At 73.4% G+C, this 17,517-nt stretch carries 11 protein-coding genes and 2 pseudogenes; 8 read left to right on the plus strand and 5 right to left on the minus strand.

Annotated features, from left to right (window positions below):
• Nucleotides 1-79 precede the first annotated feature (79 nt).
• The 4 genes from IE313_RS07890 (at nucleotide 80) to IE313_RS07905 (ending at nucleotide 5,743) form a co-directional block, all read left to right on the plus strand.
• Nucleotides 80-847 (plus strand): thioredoxin-like domain-containing protein, encoded by a 768-nt coding sequence (locus IE313_RS07890; protein ID WP_189930212.1) that lies wholly within the window; start codon nucleotides 80-82, stop codon nucleotides 845-847.
• Nucleotides 844-1,524 (plus strand): DUF305 domain-containing protein, encoded by a 681-nt coding sequence (locus tag IE313_RS07895; protein ID WP_189930213.1) that lies wholly within the window; start codon nucleotides 844-846, stop codon nucleotides 1,522-1,524. The genes IE313_RS07890 and IE313_RS07895 overlap by 4 nt, the downstream gene beginning before the upstream one ends.
• 369 nt (nucleotides 1,525-1,893) lie before the next feature.
• Nucleotides 1,894-3,873: a S53 family peptidase gene (locus IE313_RS07900; RefSeq protein ID WP_189930214.1), complete on the plus strand. Its 1,980-nt coding sequence runs from the start codon at nucleotides 1,894-1,896 to the stop codon at nucleotides 3,871-3,873.
• A gap of 115 nt (nucleotides 3,874-3,988) precedes the next feature.
• Entirely contained in the window at nucleotides 3,989-5,743 is a 1,755-nt protein-coding gene (locus tag IE313_RS07905) for an NAD+ synthase (protein ID WP_189930215.1), read from the plus strand.
• Nucleotides 5,744-5,946: 203 nt separating this feature from the next.
• Here IE313_RS07905 and IE313_RS07910 read toward each other — a convergent pair whose 3' ends face one another.
• Nucleotides 5,947-6,864: an endonuclease/exonuclease/phosphatase family protein gene (locus tag IE313_RS07910; protein ID WP_373316947.1), complete on the minus strand. Its 918-nt coding sequence runs from the start codon at nucleotides 6,862-6,864 to the stop codon at nucleotides 5,947-5,949.
• A gap of 587 nt (nucleotides 6,865-7,451) precedes the next feature.
• On the opposite strand from IE313_RS07910, the gene panB reads away from it, so the two are divergent.
• The 3 genes from panB to IE313_RS07925 all read left to right on the plus strand — a co-directional run bounded on the left by panB (nucleotide 7,452) and on the right by IE313_RS07925 (nucleotide 10,445).
• On the plus strand, nucleotides 7,452-8,336 hold the full coding sequence (gene panB, locus IE313_RS07915) for a 3-methyl-2-oxobutanoate hydroxymethyltransferase (protein WP_189930217.1): 885 nt from the start codon (nucleotides 7,452-7,454) through the stop codon (nucleotides 8,334-8,336).
• Nucleotides 8,337-8,610: 274 nt separating this feature from the next.
• A complete protein-coding gene (locus tag IE313_RS07920; protein WP_189930218.1) occupies nucleotides 8,611-9,633 on the plus strand; it encodes an ATP-binding cassette domain-containing protein in 1,023 nt (340 codons plus the stop codon).
• Nucleotides 9,630-10,445 carry an ABC transporter permease gene (locus tag IE313_RS07925; protein WP_189930219.1) on the plus strand — a complete coding sequence of 272 codons (816 nt, stop codon included), beginning with the start codon at nucleotides 9,630-9,632 and terminating at the stop codon, nucleotides 10,443-10,445. Before IE313_RS07920 ends, IE313_RS07925 begins: the two co-directional genes overlap by 4 nt.
• A gap of 64 nt (nucleotides 10,446-10,509) precedes the next feature.
• On the opposite strand, the gene IE313_RS07930 is transcribed toward IE313_RS07925, so the two are convergent.
• Nucleotides 10,510-11,247, minus strand: coding sequence for a tetratricopeptide repeat protein (locus IE313_RS07930; RefSeq protein ID WP_189930220.1), 738 nt, complete (start codon nucleotides 11,245-11,247; stop codon nucleotides 10,510-10,512).
• Nucleotides 11,198-11,419, minus strand: a pseudogene (locus IE313_RS36335) (AfsR/SARP family transcriptional regulator); the annotation flags it as partial. The gene IE313_RS07930 and the pseudogene IE313_RS36335, both read right to left, overlap by 50 nt.
• A gap of 292 nt (nucleotides 11,420-11,711) precedes the next feature.
• On the opposite strand from IE313_RS36335, the gene IE313_RS07940 reads away from it, so the two are divergent.
• The gene (locus IE313_RS07940) at nucleotides 11,712-12,521 is read left to right on the plus strand and encodes a site-2 protease family protein (RefSeq protein ID WP_189930221.1); all 810 of its coding nucleotides are present in this window, start codon (nucleotides 11,712-11,714) and stop codon (nucleotides 12,519-12,521) included.
• Between the two features lie 219 nt (nucleotides 12,522-12,740).
• Here IE313_RS07940 and IE313_RS07945 read toward each other — a convergent pair.
• Nucleotides 12,741-13,130, minus strand: a pseudogene (locus IE313_RS07945) (transposase); the annotation flags it as partial.
• Nucleotides 13,131-13,165: 35 nt separating this feature from the next.
• A complete protein-coding gene (locus tag IE313_RS07950; RefSeq protein WP_229924451.1) occupies nucleotides 13,166-16,570 on the minus strand; it encodes a phosphodiester glycosidase family protein in 3,405 nt (1,134 codons plus the stop codon).
• Nucleotides 16,571-17,517 lie beyond the last annotated feature (947 nt).

The following is a 17,517-nucleotide window of genomic DNA, read 5'->3' on the forward strand; positions in this document are numbered from 1 at the left end:
CGCACGGGGCCCCGCGACGGTCCCACTACCATCAGCAGGCCCGCTCCTTTCTCCTTACATATGAAGGACACACCACGCCATGGGTTCCGCCAAGAGCAGTGGCACCACCGCGTCGCGCACCGCGCCGACAGCCGACGGCCCCCGCGAAGGGGACGTGCGCGGCGGCGGCCGGCGCCGCGCCCCGATCCTGCGCCGGGGCACGCCGGTCGGGGCCGCCGGCACCGTCAGCACCGTCCTGTGCGGGATGCTGGTCCTCGCGGCCTGCTCACCGGACGCGGGCTCCGGGGACGCGAAGGGCTCCGGTGCCGGGCGGGCGGAGGCGTCGGCGGCGCCGTCCGCGACCGCTGCCGGGGGCCCGGGAGGGCGGCAGGGCGGCAAGGGGGGCGCGCCCGCGTTCACGGTGGGTCCGGACGGTGTGACGTCCTGGAACCCCGGCGGCCTCGGCCGGGAGCACGTCACCAAGCCCGTGCACTACCCGATGATCCCGCCGGTGGGCGGCGACCACGCCCCCGTCTGGATGAACTGCAACGGCGACGTCTACACCGAGGCCGTGCCCGACGTGAACGCCGTGCACTCGCTGGAGCACGGTGCCGTCTGGGTCACCTACACCGGCAGGGCGGACCCCGCGGACGTGCGGAAGCTGGCGGCGCTGGTGGCCAGGACGCCGTACTCGCTGATGAGTCCGTACCCCGCTCAGAAGGCGCCGATCATGCTCACCGCCTGGGGCAGGCAGCGCACGGTCGGCGGGGCGGACGACCCGGCCGTGGGGGCGTTCTTCGCCGACTTCGTGCAGGGCCCGCAGACGCCCGAGCCGGGCGCGCCCTGCACCGGGGGCCTGGCGCGGTGAGGCGGCGCGGAGCCGCCCGTGCCGCCGCCGTCGCCGCGGTGCTCCTCGCGGCGGCCGGCGGCTTCGCGCTGGGCGACGCGCACGGCTCGGGCGGCGCCGCGCCCGGGCGGGGCGCCGCGGCCGGGGGCGCCCCGGCGGCCCGCGGCGGGCAAACGGTGCCGGCGGCCGACTCCCCGGACGCCGGCTTCGCCCGCGACATGGCGGTCCACCACCAGCAGGCCGTGGAGCTGTCGTACGTGGTGCGCGACCGCACCCGCGACGAGGAGGTCAGGCGCCCCGCGTACGACATCGCGCAGACCCAGGCGAACCAGCGCGGCATGCTGCTGGGCTGGCTGGACCTGTGGGGGCTGCCGAAGGTGTCGGCCGACCCGCCGATGGCCTGGATGGGCATGGGCGCCGCGGAGCCCGGCCGCGACGGTGCCCTGATGCCGGGCATGGCGACGACGGCCCAGCTCGACCGGCTGCGCACGGCGAGCGGCAGGCAGGCCGAGATCCTGTACCTGCGGCTGATGACGGCCCATCACCGCGGCGGCGTCCACATGGCGGGGGCCTGCGCCGCCGCCTGCGCCACCCCGGCCGCGAAGCGCCTGGCGCAGGGCATCGTGACGGCGCAGCAGTCGGAGATCGGCGCGATGGCGGAGCTGTTGCGCGAGCGGGGCGCGGAGCCGCCCGCCTGAGCGCTCCGGCGCCCGATCCGCCCTCCCCGCCGCGCCACCACGCCCCCGCACACCGCTACGCCCTCGCGCGCCACCACACCCCCGGCCGCACGCCACCGCACCCCCGGCCGGCACGCGGTCCGCCGGCTCCCCCACCGCGCACCGCCCACCCGCCGGGCACCTGCCGTGCGCCGCGTGTGCAGGCACCCGGTGCGACGGAACCGCAACCTGCGCGAAACCGGCAGGCACCGCCAAATCGGCCCCGGTCAACCGTTCCTTGGGCTCTTCTTGGTTCTCCCGTTCCCCTGACGTGAACCGTTCATGGCAAGAGTGATCTCTTGCGTGTGCGCTCCTGCGTCACACGAAACGAACTGCACCGCAGGGGGTTCCATGAGATCCAACCGCGCCGCCGTGCGCACCAGTGTGAGTCTGGCGGCGGCACTGCCGCTGCTCACCGGTGCCCTGGCGCTCGGCATACCCGCGGCCCACGCGGACCAGAACCCGGGCGCCCGCGACACGCTCAGGGGCAGCACCAGGCCGCTCTGGGCCACCGGCACGTCCGACCGGGGCGCCACGGCGAACGGCAGCAGGGTCGAGGCCCGGGTCTACCTGGCCGGACGCGACGCGCAGGGCCTGGCCGCGTACGCACGTGCCGTGTCCGACCCCGACTCGGCGTCGTACGGCAGGTTCCTCTCCGCCGCACAGGCGCAGGAACGCTTCGGCGCCACGGACGAGCAGGTGGGTGCCGTCACGTCCTGGCTCAAGGGCGCCGGGTTCACCGTCACCGCCACCACCCGGCACTACATCGCGGTGTCGGGTGACGTGAGCGCCGCCGAGAAGGCGTTCGGCACCCAGTTGCACAACTACCGCAAGGGCAGCAGGACCTACCGCGCGCCGCAGCACGCCGCCACCGTGCCGGCCTCCCTGAACGGCGCCGTCCTCACCGTCACCGGCCTGGACACCGCGCCCCACAAGGCCGACCACAAGGACGAGCTGCCGCCGCCGGACGCGGTCTTCCGCAACGCCGGCCCCTTCTCGTCCTCCTACGGCTCGAACACCGCCACCACCCTGCCCGAGGCGTACGGATCCAAGGTCCCCTACGCGACCAAGGGCTACACCGGCGAGCAGCTCCGCGCCGCGTACGGGGCGGGCAAGCGGACCGGCAAGGGCGTCACCGTGGCCATCACCGACGCCTACGCCTCGCCCACCATCGAGCAGGACGCCGCCCAGTACGCCAAGCGCAACGGCGACGCGCGCTACCAGGGCGGCCAGCTCACCCAGGCGCTGCCGGGCGAGTACACCCACACGGGAGCCGACGACTGCGACGCGGCCGGCTGGTACGGCGAGGAGTCGCTGGACGTGGAGGCGGTGCACGCTCTCGCGCCCGCCTCGAACATCGTCTACGTCGGCGCCGCGTCCTGCTACGACGACGACCTGCTCGACTCGCTCAGCAAGGTCGTCGACAGCCACCTCGCCGACATCGTCTCCAACTCGTGGGGCGACATCGAGGAGAACCAGACCCCGGACGTCGCCGCGGCCTACGACCAGGTCTTCCAGCTCGGCGCCATCGAGGGCATCGGCTTCTACTTCTCCTCCGGCGACAACGGCGACGAGGTCGACCACACCGGGACGAAACAGGTCGACGTGCCGGCCAGCTCGGCCTGGGTGACCTCGGTGGGCGGCACGGCGCTCGCCGTGGGCCGGGGCGACACCTACGAGTGGGAGACGGGCTGGGGCACCGACAAGGCCGCGCTGTCCGAGGACGGCAAGAGCTGGAACGGCCTCCCCGGCACGTTCAACGGCGGCGCGGGCGGCGGCACCAGCAAGCACGTGGCGCAGCCCTTCTACCAGAAGGGCGTCGTCCCGGACTCGCTCGCCAAGGCCAACGGTGCCACGCCGATGCGCACGGTGCCGGACATCGCGGCGATAGCGGACCCCAACACCGGGTTCCTGGTCGGCCAGACCCAGACGTTCCCCGACGGGTCCCAGCAGTACAGCGAGTACCGCATCGGCGGCACCTCGCTGGCGGCGCCGACGGTCGCGGGCATCCAGGCGCTGGCCCAGCAGGCGCACGGCGGGCGGCCGCTCGGGTTCGCCAACCCGGCGATCTACGACCGCTACGGTTCGAAGCTGTACCACGACGTCACGGACCACCCGGTGAAGGGCGCGGAGGGCCTCGCCGTGGCCCGGGTGGACTACGCGAACAGCTACGACGACTCCGAGGGCCTGCTCACGTCGCTGCGCACCCTCGGCAAGGACACCTCGCTGTCCGCGGTGAACGGCTATGACGACGTCACCGGCGTCGGCTCGCCCGCCCCCGGCTACGTCGAGTCGTACGGCACGCGGCCGGAGCACGGTCACGGCCACTGAGGTGGCCCTGCACGGCGGGTGACGGCCCGCACGTCGGCGCCGTGCCGCGGGGCCCGGGCGTGGGCCGCACCACACCCGGGCCACATCGCGTCGCTCTGACGATTACACTGGCGGGGTGCCTCAACTTCGCCTCGCCCTGAATCAGATCGACTCGACCGTCGGCGATCTCACCCAGAACGCCGAGGCGGTCGTCCGCTGGACCCGGCACTCCGCCGAGCAGGGAGCCCACCTGGTGGCGTTCCCCGAGCTCGCGCTGACCGGCTACCCCGTGGAGGACCTGGCCCTGCGCTCGTCCTTCGTCGAGGCGTCCCGCGACGCGCTGCACGCGCTCGCCGGGAGACTGGTCGACGAGGGCCTCGGGGAGCTGCCGGTGGTCGTCGGCTACCTCGACCGCAGCGAGTCGGCCCAGCCCCGGTACGGGCAGCCGGCCGGCTCTCCGCAGAACGCGGCGGCCGTGCTGCACCGCGGACGGGTCGTTCTCACCTTCGCCAAGCACCACCTGCCCAACTACGGCGTCTTCGACGAGTTCCGCTACTTCGTGCCCGGCGACACACTGCCCGTCGTGCGGGTGCACGGCATCGACGTCGCGCTCGCGATCTGCGAGGACCTGTGGCAGGACGGCGGCCGGGTCCCGGCCACCCGGAGCGCGGGCGCCGGCCTGCTGCTCTCCATCAACGCCTCCCCGTACGAGGCGAAGAAGGACGACACCCGTCTCGAACTGGTCCGCAAGCGGGCGCAGGAGGCGGGCTGCACGACCGCGTACCTGGCCATGATCGGCGGGCAGGACGAGCTGGTCTTCGACGGCGACTCGATCGTCGTGGACCGCGACGGCGCGGTGGTCGCACGGGCGCCGCAGTTCTCGGAGGGCTGCGTGGTGCTGGACCTGGACCTGCCCGCCGCCGCGCCCGAGCCGCCCTCGGGTGTCGTCGACGACGGCCTGCGCATCGACCACGTGACGCTGTCCGCGGAGCCGCTCCCGCCGTACCCGGCCGAGCTGGCCGGCGGGTACGCCGAACGGCTCGACGACGACGAGGAGGTGTACTCGGCGCTGGTGGTGGGGCTGCGCGCGTACGTCGCGAAGAACGGCTTCCGCTCGGTGCTGATCGGGCTCTCCGGCGGCATCGACTCCGCGCTGACCGCCGCCATCGCCTGCGACGCGCTCGGCGCCCAGCACGTCTACGGCGTGTCGATGCCGTCCAAGTACTCCTCGCAGCACTCCAGGGACGACGCGGCGGAGCTGGCGCGGCGCACCGGGCTCAACTTCCGCACCGTGCCGATCGAACCTATGTTCGATGCGTATATGGCGTCGATGGAGCTGTCCGGCCTGGCCGAGGAGAACCTCCAGGCGCGGCTGCGCGGCACGCTCCTGATGTCGATCTCCAACCAGGAGGGCCAGATCGTGCTGGCCCCCGGCAACAAGTCCGAGCTCGCCGTCGGCTACTCGACGCTGTACGGCGACGCGGTCGGGGCGTACGGGCCGATCAAGGACGTCTACAAGACCGCGGTCTTCCGGCTGGCCGAGTGGCGCAACCGCGCCGCGCGGGACCGGGGGCAGACGCCGCCGATCCCGGAGAACTCGATCAGCAAGCCGCCGAGCGCGGAGCTGCGGCCGGGGCAGGTCGACACGGACTCGCTGCCCGACTACCCGGTGCTCGACGCGATCCTGGACCGCTACGTGGACCACGACCAGGGCGCGGACGTGATCGTGGCCGCCGGGTTCGACCCGGAGCTCGTGGCCCGGACGCTGCGGATGGTGGACCGGGCGGAGTACAAGCGGCGGCAGTACCCGCCGGGGACGAAGATCTCCGCGAAGGGGTTCGGGAAGGACCGGCGTCTTCCGATCACAAACCACTGGCGCGAGAGCGCCTGACGCCCGCCCGCGCCCGCCTCGCGCCTGCCCAGGCCCCGGCCGCCGCGCGCGTGCTCGGCGCCGGCGCCTCCCCGCGGGACCTGCCCCGCGCCCGCGGAGGAGGGCGTCGGCGCGGCGCCCTGCTGCCCGGCGCGGGGGCGATGCGCGGGGCCCCGCGGCCGGTGCGGGCGGGCTCCGGCACGGTCGCCGGGGCTCCGGCGCGGTCAGAGCTTCAGGGTGGCGGCCAGCGGCAGGTGGTCGCTGGGGGTGCGGGGCAGGGTCCACGAGCGGACCGGAGTGATCCCCCTGACCATGATCTGGTCGATCCGCGCCATCGGGAACGACGCGGGCCAACTGAAGCCGAAGCCGTCCCCGGCCGCCCCCTGCGTCGACCGCATCTGCGCCGTCACCCCGTTCAGGGCCCGGTCGTTCATCGTGCCGTTGAGGTCGCCGAGCAGCACCACGCGCTCAAGCGGCTCCCGGGCGATCGCCTCACCGAGGGCGTCCGCGCTCTCGTCCCGCTGGCTGGCCGTGAATCCGGCGTCCACCTTGACCCGCACCGACGGCAGGTGCGCCACGTAGACGGCCACGCGCCCGGCCGGCGAGCCGACCGAGGTGCGCAGGGCCCGCGTCCAGCCCAGTTTGATGTCCACCGGCTCGGTGCCGCTCAGCGGGTACTTGCTCCACAGGCCCACGGTGCCCTGCACCACGTGGTAGCGGTAGGTGCCGGCCAGCGCCTTCTCGTACACCGGGAGCGCCGTCGCCGTCAGCTCCTCAAGCGCCACCAGGTCCGCCCCTGCCGCGGCCACGTCCCTGGCGGTGCCGGACGGGTCGGGGTTGTCCGCGTTGACGTTGTGCGTGGCGACGGTCAGATCACCGCCGGTGCCGGTCCGGTCCACGACCAGCCCGCCGAACAGGTTCAGCCACACGGCCACCGGCAGCACCAGCGCGAGGAGCGCACTCACGGACCTGCGCGCCAGCGCCGCGACGAGCAGCAGCGGCACCAGGACGCCGAACCAGGGCAGGAAGGTCTCCGAGAGGCTGCCCAGGTTGCCCACGGTGTTCGGGATCTGCGCGTGCAGGAGCATCACCAGCGCGAGGGCCACCGCCAGCGCCGCCACGACCAGGCCGCGGCGCCACATTCCCGCCCTGCCGCCGCGCCGCCAGCCGCCGAACACGCGCCCGAAGCGGGACCCGCGGCGTCCGTCCCCCGTGTCGCTGCCCGTCTCCGTCACGTACGCCTGCGCCATTCCCCATGCCTCACTGCCTGCCGTGCACGCCATCCCCACCCCAGACCCTAGGCGATCAACACGACCGCCCCTGCCGTGCGGTGGAGTCCTTCGTGGCCGTCCCCACCCCCCGTCATATCGCACCGTCGGGGGCCATATCGCCAGGCAGGGCGGGAACAGCCGTACGAACAGGAGGACGAGGCGGCCCGGAACCCGGGTTCCGGGCCGAGGTGTTGTCGGACGCTCTGTGACAGAACAGACACACTTGCTCCACCGGATCCCGTCCTCGCGGGCCGTGCCGGCGGTCTGCCGGGCGGAATCCGGCCGGCGGGGCCCTGGGCCGGCTGCCCGGCGCCTGCGCGCGGTGCTTTCCGTGCGGCGGGTGCGGGTGTGACGCGGGTCCCCCGGGGCCCTAGCCCCCCGTCGGCACGTGGTGCCACCATGGGGGTGGTCCGGAGACGCCGTGAGGGCGCTTCGAGATGACAGAAGGAGCCGTTGCGATGACGCAGATTCCGGCTGCCCAGAAGCCAGCCCCGATCGGCGGGCAGAAGTCCGACAGCAGCAGGGCGCTGTACGGCGGCAAGGGCACGCGCCGCATCACCGTACGCGACATCACCACCGCCAAGGAGCGCGGCGAGAAGTGGCCGATGCTCACCGCCTACGACGCGATGACCGCGTCCGTCTTCGACGAGGCCGGGATCCCCGTGATGCTCGTCGGCGACTCGATGGGCAACTGCCACCTGGGCTACGAGACGACCGTGCCCGTCACCCTCGACGAGATGGCCATGCTCTGCGCCGCCGTGGTCCGCGGCACCAGCCGCGCGCTGATCGTCGGCGACCTGCCCTTCGGGACCTACCAGGAGGGGCCGGCGCAGGCCCTGCGCAGCGCCCTGCGCCTGGTGAAGGACGCCGGCGTGGGGGCCGTGAAGCTGGAGGGCGGCGAGCGCTCCCACCGCCAGATCGAGCTGCTGGTCGAGTCCGGCATCCCGGTCATGGCGCACATCGGGCTGACCCCGCAATCCGTGAACACGATGGGCTACCGCGTCCAGGGCCGCGGCGAGGAGGCGGCGCAGCAGTTGCTGCGGGACGCCAAGGCGGTGCAGGACGCGGGTGCGTTCGCCGTCGTGCTGGAGCTGGTGCCGGCCGAGCTCGCGGCCGAGGTGACCCGGGTGCTGCACATCCCCACGGTGGGCATCGGGGCCGGCGCCCAGTGCGATGCCCAGGTCCTGGTCTGGACCGACATGATGGGACTGACGGCCGGGAAGATGCCGAGGTTCGTGAAGCAGTACGCGGATGTGCGGCGCGTCATGTCGAATGCGGCCCAGGCGTTCGCGGAGGATGTGGTGGGCGGCGCCTTCCCCGCGGAGGAGCACGCCGTCCACTGACGGAGCCCCCCGCTCCGACCGAGCCACTGCGGCACCACGGCAGCCCGTCGATCTTCCCCCGTCGACGGGCTGCTGCCGTTCGGGCCCGCTGTACCCGCGGGCACGGGCGCACCGCGGGTACCGGGACGCCGGTGCGAGGACGGCCGGCGCGCGCGGCCGCCCGCGCCCCGTGCCCGGCACGTCCGGGCCCTGCCCGACGGGGTGTCCGCGGCTCGTCGGCGGGCTGTCGGCGGACTGTCGGCGGGTTGTCGGTGCCGCCTGGCACCTTGGCGGCATGACACGCAACGACAAGAGCCCCGGCGGCCGTGGTGCCACCGTCATCACCGTGCGGGGGCTGGTCAAGCACTACGGCGGGACCAGGGCGCTGGACGGCGTCGACCTGGAGGTCGGCGAGGGCACCGTGCTCGGCGTGCTCGGCCCGAACGGCGCCGGCAAGACCACCCTCGTACGCATCCTGTCCACCCTGATCGTGCCCGACTCGGGCACCGCCACCGTCGCCGGCTACGACGCCGTGCGCCAGCCCCGGCAGCTCCGCCGCGTGATCGGCCTCACCGGTCAGTACGCCTCGGTCGACGAGAAGCTCTCGGGCCGCGAGAACCTCTACCTCATCGGCCGCCTGCTCGACCTGTCCGGCAGGACGGCACGACGGCGCGCGGACGAGCTGCTGGAGCGGTTCTCCCTCACCGAGGCCGCCAGGCGCCCCGCGCACACCTACTCCGGCGGTATGCGCCGCCGCCTCGACCTGGCCGCCTCCATGATCGGTCAGCCCGCCGTGCTCTACCTGGACGAGCCCACCACCGGACTCGACCCGCGCACCCGCAACGAGGTCTGGAGCGAGGTCAGGCGGATGGTCGGCGACGGCGTCACCGTGCTGCTCACCACCCAGTACATGGAGGAGGCCGAGCAACTGGCCGGCGAGCTCACCGTCATGGACCGCGGCAGGATCATCGCCGGCGGCCGGATCGACGAGCTCAAGGCCCGCGTCGGCGGGCGCACCCTGCGGATCAGGCCCTCCGACCCGCTCCAGCTCCGCCCGACGGCGGCCGCACTCGACGAATTCGGCCTGACCGGGCACGGCCGGGCCGGTGTGGACACCGAGTCCGGCACCGTGCTCGTGCCGATCCTCAGCGACGACCAACTGACCGCCGTGGTCGGCGCGCTCTCCGCGCGCGGCGTCGCGCTCTCCTCCATCAGCACCGAACTCCCCAGCCTCGACGAGGTCTTCCTGTCCCTCACCGGACACAGGGCCGGCGTGGCCGAGGACCCCGCACCCGCTCTCGAAGAGGTCGCCGTATGACTACCGCACTGCTCACCCGGTCCGCCGCGGCCGAGGGCCGGATCGGCCTGCGCGCCCACGCGCGCCACACCGGGGCCCTGGTCCGCCGCAACCTGCTGTGGATCAGGCAGGACCCGGAGTCGATGTTCGACGCGGTGCTGATGCCCATCGTCTTCACGCTGCTGTTCGTGTTCGTCTTCGGCGGCGCGATCGCGGGCAAGGGCAACCAGGACGCGTACGTCGGGTACGTGGTGCCCGGCCTGATGGCCATGATGGGCATGAACCTCGCCATGGGCGTGGGCACCGGCTTCAACCAGGACTTCCAGAGCGGGGTGATGGACCGCTTCCGGTCGCTGCCGATCGCCCGCTCCTCGGTCCTGATCGCCAAGATCGTGGTCGAGATAGGCAGGATGCTGGTGGCCACGGCGATCCTGCTGGCGGTGGGCTTCCTGCTCGGCCTGTCGGTGGCGAGCGTGCCGGGCCTGTTCGCGGCGATCGGCCTCGCGCTGGTCTTCGGCTCGTCGATCATGTGGATCTTCCTGACCATGGGCGTCACGATGAAGAACGCCCAGGCCATCCAGGGAATGGGGTTCCTCGTCCTGATGCCGCTTCAGTTCGGTTCCTCGATCTTCGCTCCGACGTCGTCCATGCCGGGCTGGCTGCAGGCGTTCACCGACTACAACCCGCTGTCGTCGCTGGCCGACGCCGCCCGGGGCCTGATGAACGGCGGCGCGCCCATCGCCCACGACGTACTGGTCACGCTGGTCTGGTCGGTCGTCATCACCCTGGTGATGGCACCGGTCGCCATCCACAAGTTCCGCACCAAGAGCTGACCCCCGCGGTGTCCCGCGGACCGCACGGCCGGGCCGTGACCGCTTTGCCGGCACCTGCGGGGGCTCACAGCAGGGCGGTGGCTTCTTCCAGGCGGAGGCCGCCGCCCTCGGCGTACGCGGCCGCGTACTCCTCGTCGCCGAGCACGGCCCGGCTGGCCGCCTCGACCTGTTCGGTGATCTGCCTCTCCAGCACGGAGGCCCGGTGCCCGGGCGGCAACTGACGGCGGGCTGCGCCCAGCAGCCGGGCGGCGTCCCGCGCCCGCGCCCCGCCGTCCAGCGCGGTGAGCGCGATGGCGCCGTTGGTCAGGAAGACCGCCGGCAGTTGCGGCGCGACCACCCGGGCCAGCGGGTCCAGGGAGCGGTCGATGGTCTCCCGCGTGGTGCGCAGGCCCCGCCCGTACTCCCCGTCCACCATGTCGATCCACGCCTGGATGCCCGCCATGATCCCGTCGAAGACCACGAACCCGGTGGTGCCGAAGCCCTCGCGCAGCAGCCGCAGGTGCTCGCGCGCCTCCGCGGCGCGGCCGGTGCGGCTCAGCAGCATGGCGAGGAAGAGCCGCGCGGCGGGCGTCGCCTCGTGGCCGACGTGCCGGCCGGCGGCGATCACGGCGCGCGTCATCTCCTCACCGCGCTCCTCCTCGCCCATCTCCACCAGCGCGGCCGCCATCCGCACGGTGAGCACCGCGCCCTGCGCACGGGCGCCCAGTTCCCCGGTGTGCGCACGCGCCGCTCGGTAGTCCTCCAGGGCACCGGATGGCCCTGCGCAGCCGTCCCACGAGCGCCTGGAGCGCTCCGCCCGCATCGGCCGGCGGCCGGTCCCCCCACACCTCGGCCACCAGGACGGACGCGGGGACGGTACGGCCCGGCCGGAGCGCGAGCACGGTGAGCAGGGCACGCAGGCGGGCCCCGCCGACCGGGAGGGGCGTACCGTCGGCGCGCAGGGCCCGGGTGGTGCCGAGAATGCGGTAGCGCACGGCCCCATTGTCCCCGGTCCGCGCTGTGGCCTTGGTCACTGTCCTCCCCCTGCCCGGGCCGGCGGCGCATCGCCGCGGCCCCTCCCCGTCTCCACGGGCCCCGGCCGACTCTCCCCGGCGCAGCCCGGCCCTTCCCGCCCCCGGGGCCCCGCCCGGGCCCCGCCCGGGAACCACCCTCGTACCCCGGCACGTTCCGGTTGCGTCCCGTGCCCGTTGCCGGGGCCGCGGCCGGTACAGGTAGCTTCGGACATCCGTATCGCCACCGCACCCCCGCCCCCAGGAGCCCCGCCTCATGACCACCGCCACCACCCGCCGCCCGGGCGAGCGGAGGATCAGCCCCGTCTTCCTCGGCATCGTGGCCGTCATGGCCGCCGCGGGCTGGGCCGCCTGGACCGGCGCCACCAGCGGCGACGGCACGGGCCTGGCCGTCTTCGTGTTCGTCACCGCCGCCTGGGTCGTCTCACTCTGCCTGCACGAGTACGCGCACGCCCGTACCGCGCTGCACAGCGGCGACATCTCCGTCGGCGCCAAGGGCTACCTCACGCTCAACCCCGTGAAGTACACCCATGCGGTGCTCAGCATCGTCCTCCCCGTGCTCTTCGTCATCATGGGCGGCATCGGGCTGCCCGGCGGTGCCGTCTTCATCGAGCGCGGCCGTATCCGGGGCCGCTGGCGGCACAGCCTGATCTCGGCCGCGGGACCGCTGACGAACGTGCTCTTCGCCGTCGTCTGCACCGCCCCGTTCTGGCTGGGCCTGCTGGACGGCGTACCGGCCCCGTTCCGCTACGCCCTCGGCTTCCTCGCCCTCCTCCAGGTGACGGCCGCGATCCTGAACTTCCTGCCGGTGCCGGGGCTCGACGGGTACGGGGTACTGGAACCCTGGCTGTCGCACGGGGTGCGCCGCCAGGTGGAGCCCTTCGCGCCGTTCGGGCTGCTCGCCGTCTTCGCCGTGCTGTGGATCCCGTCGGTGAACGGCGTCTTCTTCGACGTCATCGACGCGGTGCTGCGCGCGCTCGGCGTGCACGAGTGGGACACCTACTGGGGCCAGCAGCTCTACCGCTTCTGGCAGGGCACGCCGTTCGTTCCGCCGCTGAACGGATAGGGACGGGCGGGCCCAGGGCCCACGGCGCCCGGCTCCCGGCCCACGGCTCCCGCGCGCCGCAGCGGCCGGCTCTGCTGCGGGGTGCCGTACCGGCTCGTACGGGACATGACCGCCGACACAGGCCCCGCACGGTGGCGGAGCCCCGGTGTGCCCGCGCGTTCCCCGCACTTGCCGATCGTTTCAGAGCGGGGTTCGTAGGCGGCGGACGCATACGAGGCTTCAGGCCGGTTCGAGCAGGCCCTGGTGGATGTCGGCGCGTCGCTCGTAGCGCATGCGGACTCGCTCGAACCGGTGCAGCCAGGCCAAGGCTCGCTCGACCACCCGGCGGACCTCGCCCGGTCCGGAACCGTGGGCGGCGCCGCGTCGGTCGATCATGGGCTTGATGCCACGTTTCCACGGCAGGCGGCGGTACTCGTCGACGTCGTGGCCCCGGTCGGCGTACAGCCGCCGGGGCCGGCGGCGAGGGCGACCCCGCAGACCCCGGATCGGCGGCACCGCGTCCAGCAGTGGCGGGAGCTGGGTGGCATCGTGCCGGGTGCCCCCGGTGAGCGTGACGGCGAGCGGCGTTCCGTGACGGCGGTGATCAACCGCCCGGTGAGGGGCGCCGGGACCCGCGGCCCCGGCGCCCCCGCGGTGCGCGTCGGCTACCGCACCGTCAGCCGTACGCTGCCCGAGACGCCGCCGCTGGTCACCGAGACCGTGACGGTGCCCGGACGGCGGGCGGTGAGTCGGCCGGTGATCCGGTCCACCGCGGCCACCCGGCTGTCGCTGGAGGACCAGACGTGTGAGGCCGGGTCGGCGATCGGCATGGTGAGCTCCGGCAGGTTGTCGCCGCCGGTCTGGGTGCCCGTCGCCGTCAGTGTCACCTTCTCGCCGGCGGCCGGCGTGGTCGTCGGCGCCGTGACCTCGATCGACGCGAGCGCCGGCTCCACCGAGAACTGGATCCGGCCGTCCGAGGAGGCGTGCACCAGACCGAAGTGGTAGAAGCCGCCCTCGTTCGAGGGCGCGTAGGCCGGCATGCCGAGGTCGGCGAACGTGAGCTGCGGAATGCCGCCCTCGGCCGTGCTGACGCTCCGGCCCTCGGGGTCGAGGATCTGCTCGGAGAATCCCCGTGCATGGCCGTACAGCATGATCACATGCTGCCGCGGGTGCGTCTGCTGGTACCGCTGCACCAGACGCAGGTACATCCGGGCCTCCCAGCGGTCGGTGAACTGGCTGTTCTTCGCCGCGTGCGGGTCGTACGCCGGCATGTGCGTGGTCACCAGCACGTCCTCGGCGGTGGTGGCGGTCAGTTGCTGCACCAGCCACGCGTACTGCGCGGCCTCGGGCTGCTGGAACGGGTCCGAGGACTGCAGGCTGCCGTGCGAGTTGTCCGTGACGATCACCCGGGCCGGGCCCTCGGTGTAGGCGTAGTGGGTGTCGCCGAACGTCTGCCCGTAGTTGCCGTTCTCGGCGTCGGCGCCCTGCGTGATCTCGTGGTTGCCCACGATGTCCCGGGCCGGGATGCCGAGCGCGTCCATCTTCGACTTGGCGAACTGCAGGTCGGGCAGCTTCCCGTCGTCGGACATGTCACCCAGGAACTGGGCCGCGTCCGGCCGGGCCCGGGGGCTCAGGGACGGCAGCCGTTTCGCGATCGAGTCCATGACGCGGCTGCTCACCGAGCCCGGGTCGGACGCCAGCAGATGTGCGTCGTCGCCGGTCAGGAAGGTGCTGCCGGTCTTCGTGAACGCGGCGGAGTCCTCCTCGAACGTCAGCCATGACGGGTTCTCCGGGATCGCCCGGTACGCCGGCGCGGTCACCGGCCGGGGCGAGTACAGCGCCTGCAGCCCGGCCACGTTCAGGGCACCGCTGCTCGTCACGCTCGGGTTGATCGCGAGGAAGTCGACGAAGGAGATCGTCAGCGGGAACTGCAGGCCCGCGGGCAGCTCTGCCACGGCGAGCTGCCAGCCGTGCCAGGTGACATAGGTCGGGTACAGGGTGGTCTTCACGCCGTCCACGCCGATGTACGCCTCGGCGAGCTCGATGCCGGAGCCGTCGCCCTTGATCCACACCCCGATGCCGGTGGGGTTCTGCCCGTCGTCGCTCGTCGTCGTCTTCAGCGTCTTGGCGGACGACAGGACGAGCTGCTTGACGCCGGAGCCCGCGGGCATCGTGTAGTCCAGCCTCAGCGACCCGGACTCCGTGGAGCCGGGCGGCACATCGCCGGGCGCGGCGCTCAGGGCGGCCGGCTTCCCGGTGGTGTTGTTGCTGATGCGCCAGACGTCGGTGCTCGTCATCGGGTCGATGGTCTTGCTGACACTGCCGACCGCGATGGACGCCGTGGCGGTCGCCCCGCCGGCCGACGCGGTGACCTTGGCCAGTCCGCTCGCGGTGCGGTCGGCCGTGAAGAGGCCCTGGGCGTCGACGGTGCCGAGCGAGGCCGGCTCGACCGTCCAGTGCACGGCCTCGGCGGGGATCCGGACGGCCCCGCCGTGCCCCGCGGTGCCCGAGACGGTGAGCTGCTGGGTGGCGCCGTTCGCGAGGTCGGGGGCGTCCGGGGAGACGGTGAGGGTGTCGAGCCGGTCGACCACGGTCAGCTTCCGTGAGGTCTTCGCCCTGCCGTCGTCCGCGACGATCCGCCCGCTGCCGGCCCGGTGCGCGGTCAGCTTCCCGTCGGAGACGGTGGCGAGCGAGGCGGGCCGGACCCTCACGTGCACGGCACCCGCGGCCGGGTTCCCCGCGGAGTCGGTGGCGTAGGCCGGGAGCGGCACGGTGCCGCCCGGGACCGTCGTGAGGTCCTCGCCGCCGTTCACGACGACCTTCGTCGCGGGCCCCGGCCGGTCGGCGGTCGAGTAGAAGAAGATGCCGTTGGCGACCGGGCGCTCGGTGTTGCCGGGCAGGTCGGACGGCGTGTTGGCCACGGTGGCCTGGTGAGCGCCGGGGACCCGGGTCGCCATCGTGGTGGAGCCGCCGCCGTCGAACAGCAGGGCGGTCCAGGCGCCGTGCGCGGCCATGTAGCCGGCGGCCTGCTCCGGGGTGACGCCGAAGGCCGTGCCGGTGCCGCCGTGCCCGTCGATGGTCACGACGATGGCGTGCCTGCCGTCCTTGGTGAGGCCGACGGCGGTCTCCGGGTTGGCGCCGCTGGGCGGGGTGCCCGTCGGGTCCTTGTAGACGTTGCCGTCCTTCACCAGCGTCGTCACCCCGCTGACCAACTGCCGCAGGTCGTTGTCGGGGGAGATGCGGGTGGTCAGGGCGACCTGGTCGCCGGGGTGCAGGGTGTCGGCGAGCCACTGCCCGCCCGTCCCGCCGCCCAGCAGGCCGATCTGTCCCGCCGTCAGCCTGTCCACCGACGTCACACCGGTCCGTACGGTGTCGACGGTGAAGGAGCCGCCCGGGGCTGCGTGCCCGAGGACGAGGGTGCCCGCGCTCAGCCCCGGCGTGTCGCCCAGGTCGGGGGTGACCTCGGTGATGCCGTTCGACGCGATGTCGTCCACCGTGTTGACGGAGGTGAGCGGGTGCGAGGCGGAACCGTCCGTGATGGTGCCGCTGAAGGTCTCGGGGCCCATCACCATGCTGCCGTCCCGCCGGATGCCGAGCTGGGAGGCGAATCCGGTCCTCGGCGTCTTCAGCAACCGCCCGTCGGAGATCACCCCGCCCAGCGGGCGCCCACTGGCGTGGATGTCGAAGTAGTCGCCGTTCACACCGGCGACGGCGCCAGTCCGGTTGGCCATCGACGACACCGTCTCGTCGGCGGGGTTCGTCAGGGTGTCCCCGGCCTCCACCACACCGACCCGCAGGTTGGGGTCGGTGAGGTCGGCCGTCAGCACCTGGGTGTGCTGACGGCCGCCGACGGTGTCGTACGTCTCCGCGTAGTGCCGCAGGCCGCGGGTCACCGTGTCGGTGGGCGTCCTGCTGACGTCCACCACCTGCGGCCAGTTCTCCGGCGTCGGCGGCAGCCACGCGCCACCGGTGGCCCGGCCCGCCGGCTCCCCGCCGGCCGGCTGGTCCGCCGAGGCCGCGCCGGCGGCCACGGCCCCGCCGGCCACCAGTACGGACAGTGCCGCGGCCACGGCCGTGTGGCGCGCGGCGGCCCGTATGCGTCTTCTGGGTCTTCCGCGTCTTCCGCGAAGGTTCATCGTCATCGTTCCTCGGATCACTTGCCGAAAATCTTCGGCAATGGCTCAGAGGACACCATGTCGGTTACTTCGGGATGGAGTAAGAGAGGACGACAGGACACCTTCGGGTCGCACCGAGTTCACCCGGACCCCGCAGTGGCGTGGGGAACCGCCCGAGAAGCCGGAGCGATGCCGCAGGGCCGCCCCCGGCCCCACGGAACCGGCTCTGTCGCCGGGCCCACCGCCAGGTGGGAAACCAGTCACCGCACCGGCTCGTCCCGGAGCCCGAACCGCGAGACGTACCCGGCGAACGCGGCCCGCCGCTCCTCCGCGTCCAGCCCCCACGTCCGAGAGCCGGTAGCCGACACGCAGGTTCCCGAGCCGCTCCGCCCAGTACTTGCCGACCGCGGCGGCCGGGTCCGGACGGAAGGACGCGTTCCGACCAGCGGCAGGTGGAGTCACGGTGACCGGCCCGATGACCGGCCCCGCGGGGCCGAAGCGCCCGCTGCACCTGCGGACGTGGACCCGAGAACGCCGACCGCCGCGGCGGAGCAGGCCGTTGCCATGGCCTCCGGGCCATGGCCCAGGTACGTGGAGGTACCGGCCCTGATCAGCGAGCTACGCGAATGCGTCGCGCTCATGGTCGCCGAGAGCGCCCCACGCGTCCCCGCACTGCCCTCGGCGTCTGAACGGTCCGCCGCCACGGGCACGTTGACGGAGGCTCGCCCCCGTAGGGGGCTCGACGCCGGCGAGAGCTTGCAGTCGTCCGCGGACCAGGCCCGTTCACCGGCCGTGATCCTGCGAGAGGTGCCCGCGCTGCACACGCGCCGCCATGAGCGAAAAGGGCTCCTGCCCCCGTCACGGTCCGCGACGTCCCCCGTCCGGCGGTCCCGCGCGGGGCG

The sequence above is a fragment of the Streptomyces sulfonofaciens genome, from assembly GCF_014656295.1.
GTDB classification, from domain to species: domain Bacteria; phylum Actinomycetota; class Actinomycetes; order Streptomycetales; family Streptomycetaceae; genus Streptomyces; species Streptomyces sulfonofaciens.

Excerpts from the sequence above, each read along its gene's own strand:
- IE313_RS07890 (WP_189930212.1), top strand. The coding sequence starts at position 80 with ATGGGTTCCGCCAAGAGCAGTGGCACCACCGCGTCGCGCACCGCGCCG.
- IE313_RS07900 (WP_189930214.1), top strand. The coding sequence starts at position 1,894 with ATGAGATCCAACCGCGCCGCCGTGCGCACCAGTGTGAGTCTGGCGGCG.
- IE313_RS07910 (WP_373316947.1), bottom strand. The coding sequence starts at position 6,864 with ATGTGGCGCCGCGGCCTGGTCGTGGCGGCGCTGGCGGTGGCCCTCGCG.
- panB (WP_189930217.1), top strand. The coding sequence starts at position 7,452 with ATGACGCAGATTCCGGCTGCCCAGAAGCCAGCCCCGATCGGCGGGCAG.
- IE313_RS07920 (WP_189930218.1), top strand. The coding sequence starts at position 8,611 with ATGACACGCAACGACAAGAGCCCCGGCGGCCGTGGTGCCACCGTCATC.
- IE313_RS07925 (WP_189930219.1), top strand. The coding sequence starts at position 9,630 with ATGACTACCGCACTGCTCACCCGGTCCGCCGCGGCCGAGGGCCGGATC.
- IE313_RS07930 (WP_189930220.1), bottom strand. The coding sequence starts at position 11,247 with ATGCGGGCGGAGCGCTCCAGGCGCTCGTGGGACGGCTGCGCAGGGCCA.
- IE313_RS07940 (WP_189930221.1), top strand. The coding sequence starts at position 11,712 with ATGACCACCGCCACCACCCGCCGCCCGGGCGAGCGGAGGATCAGCCCC.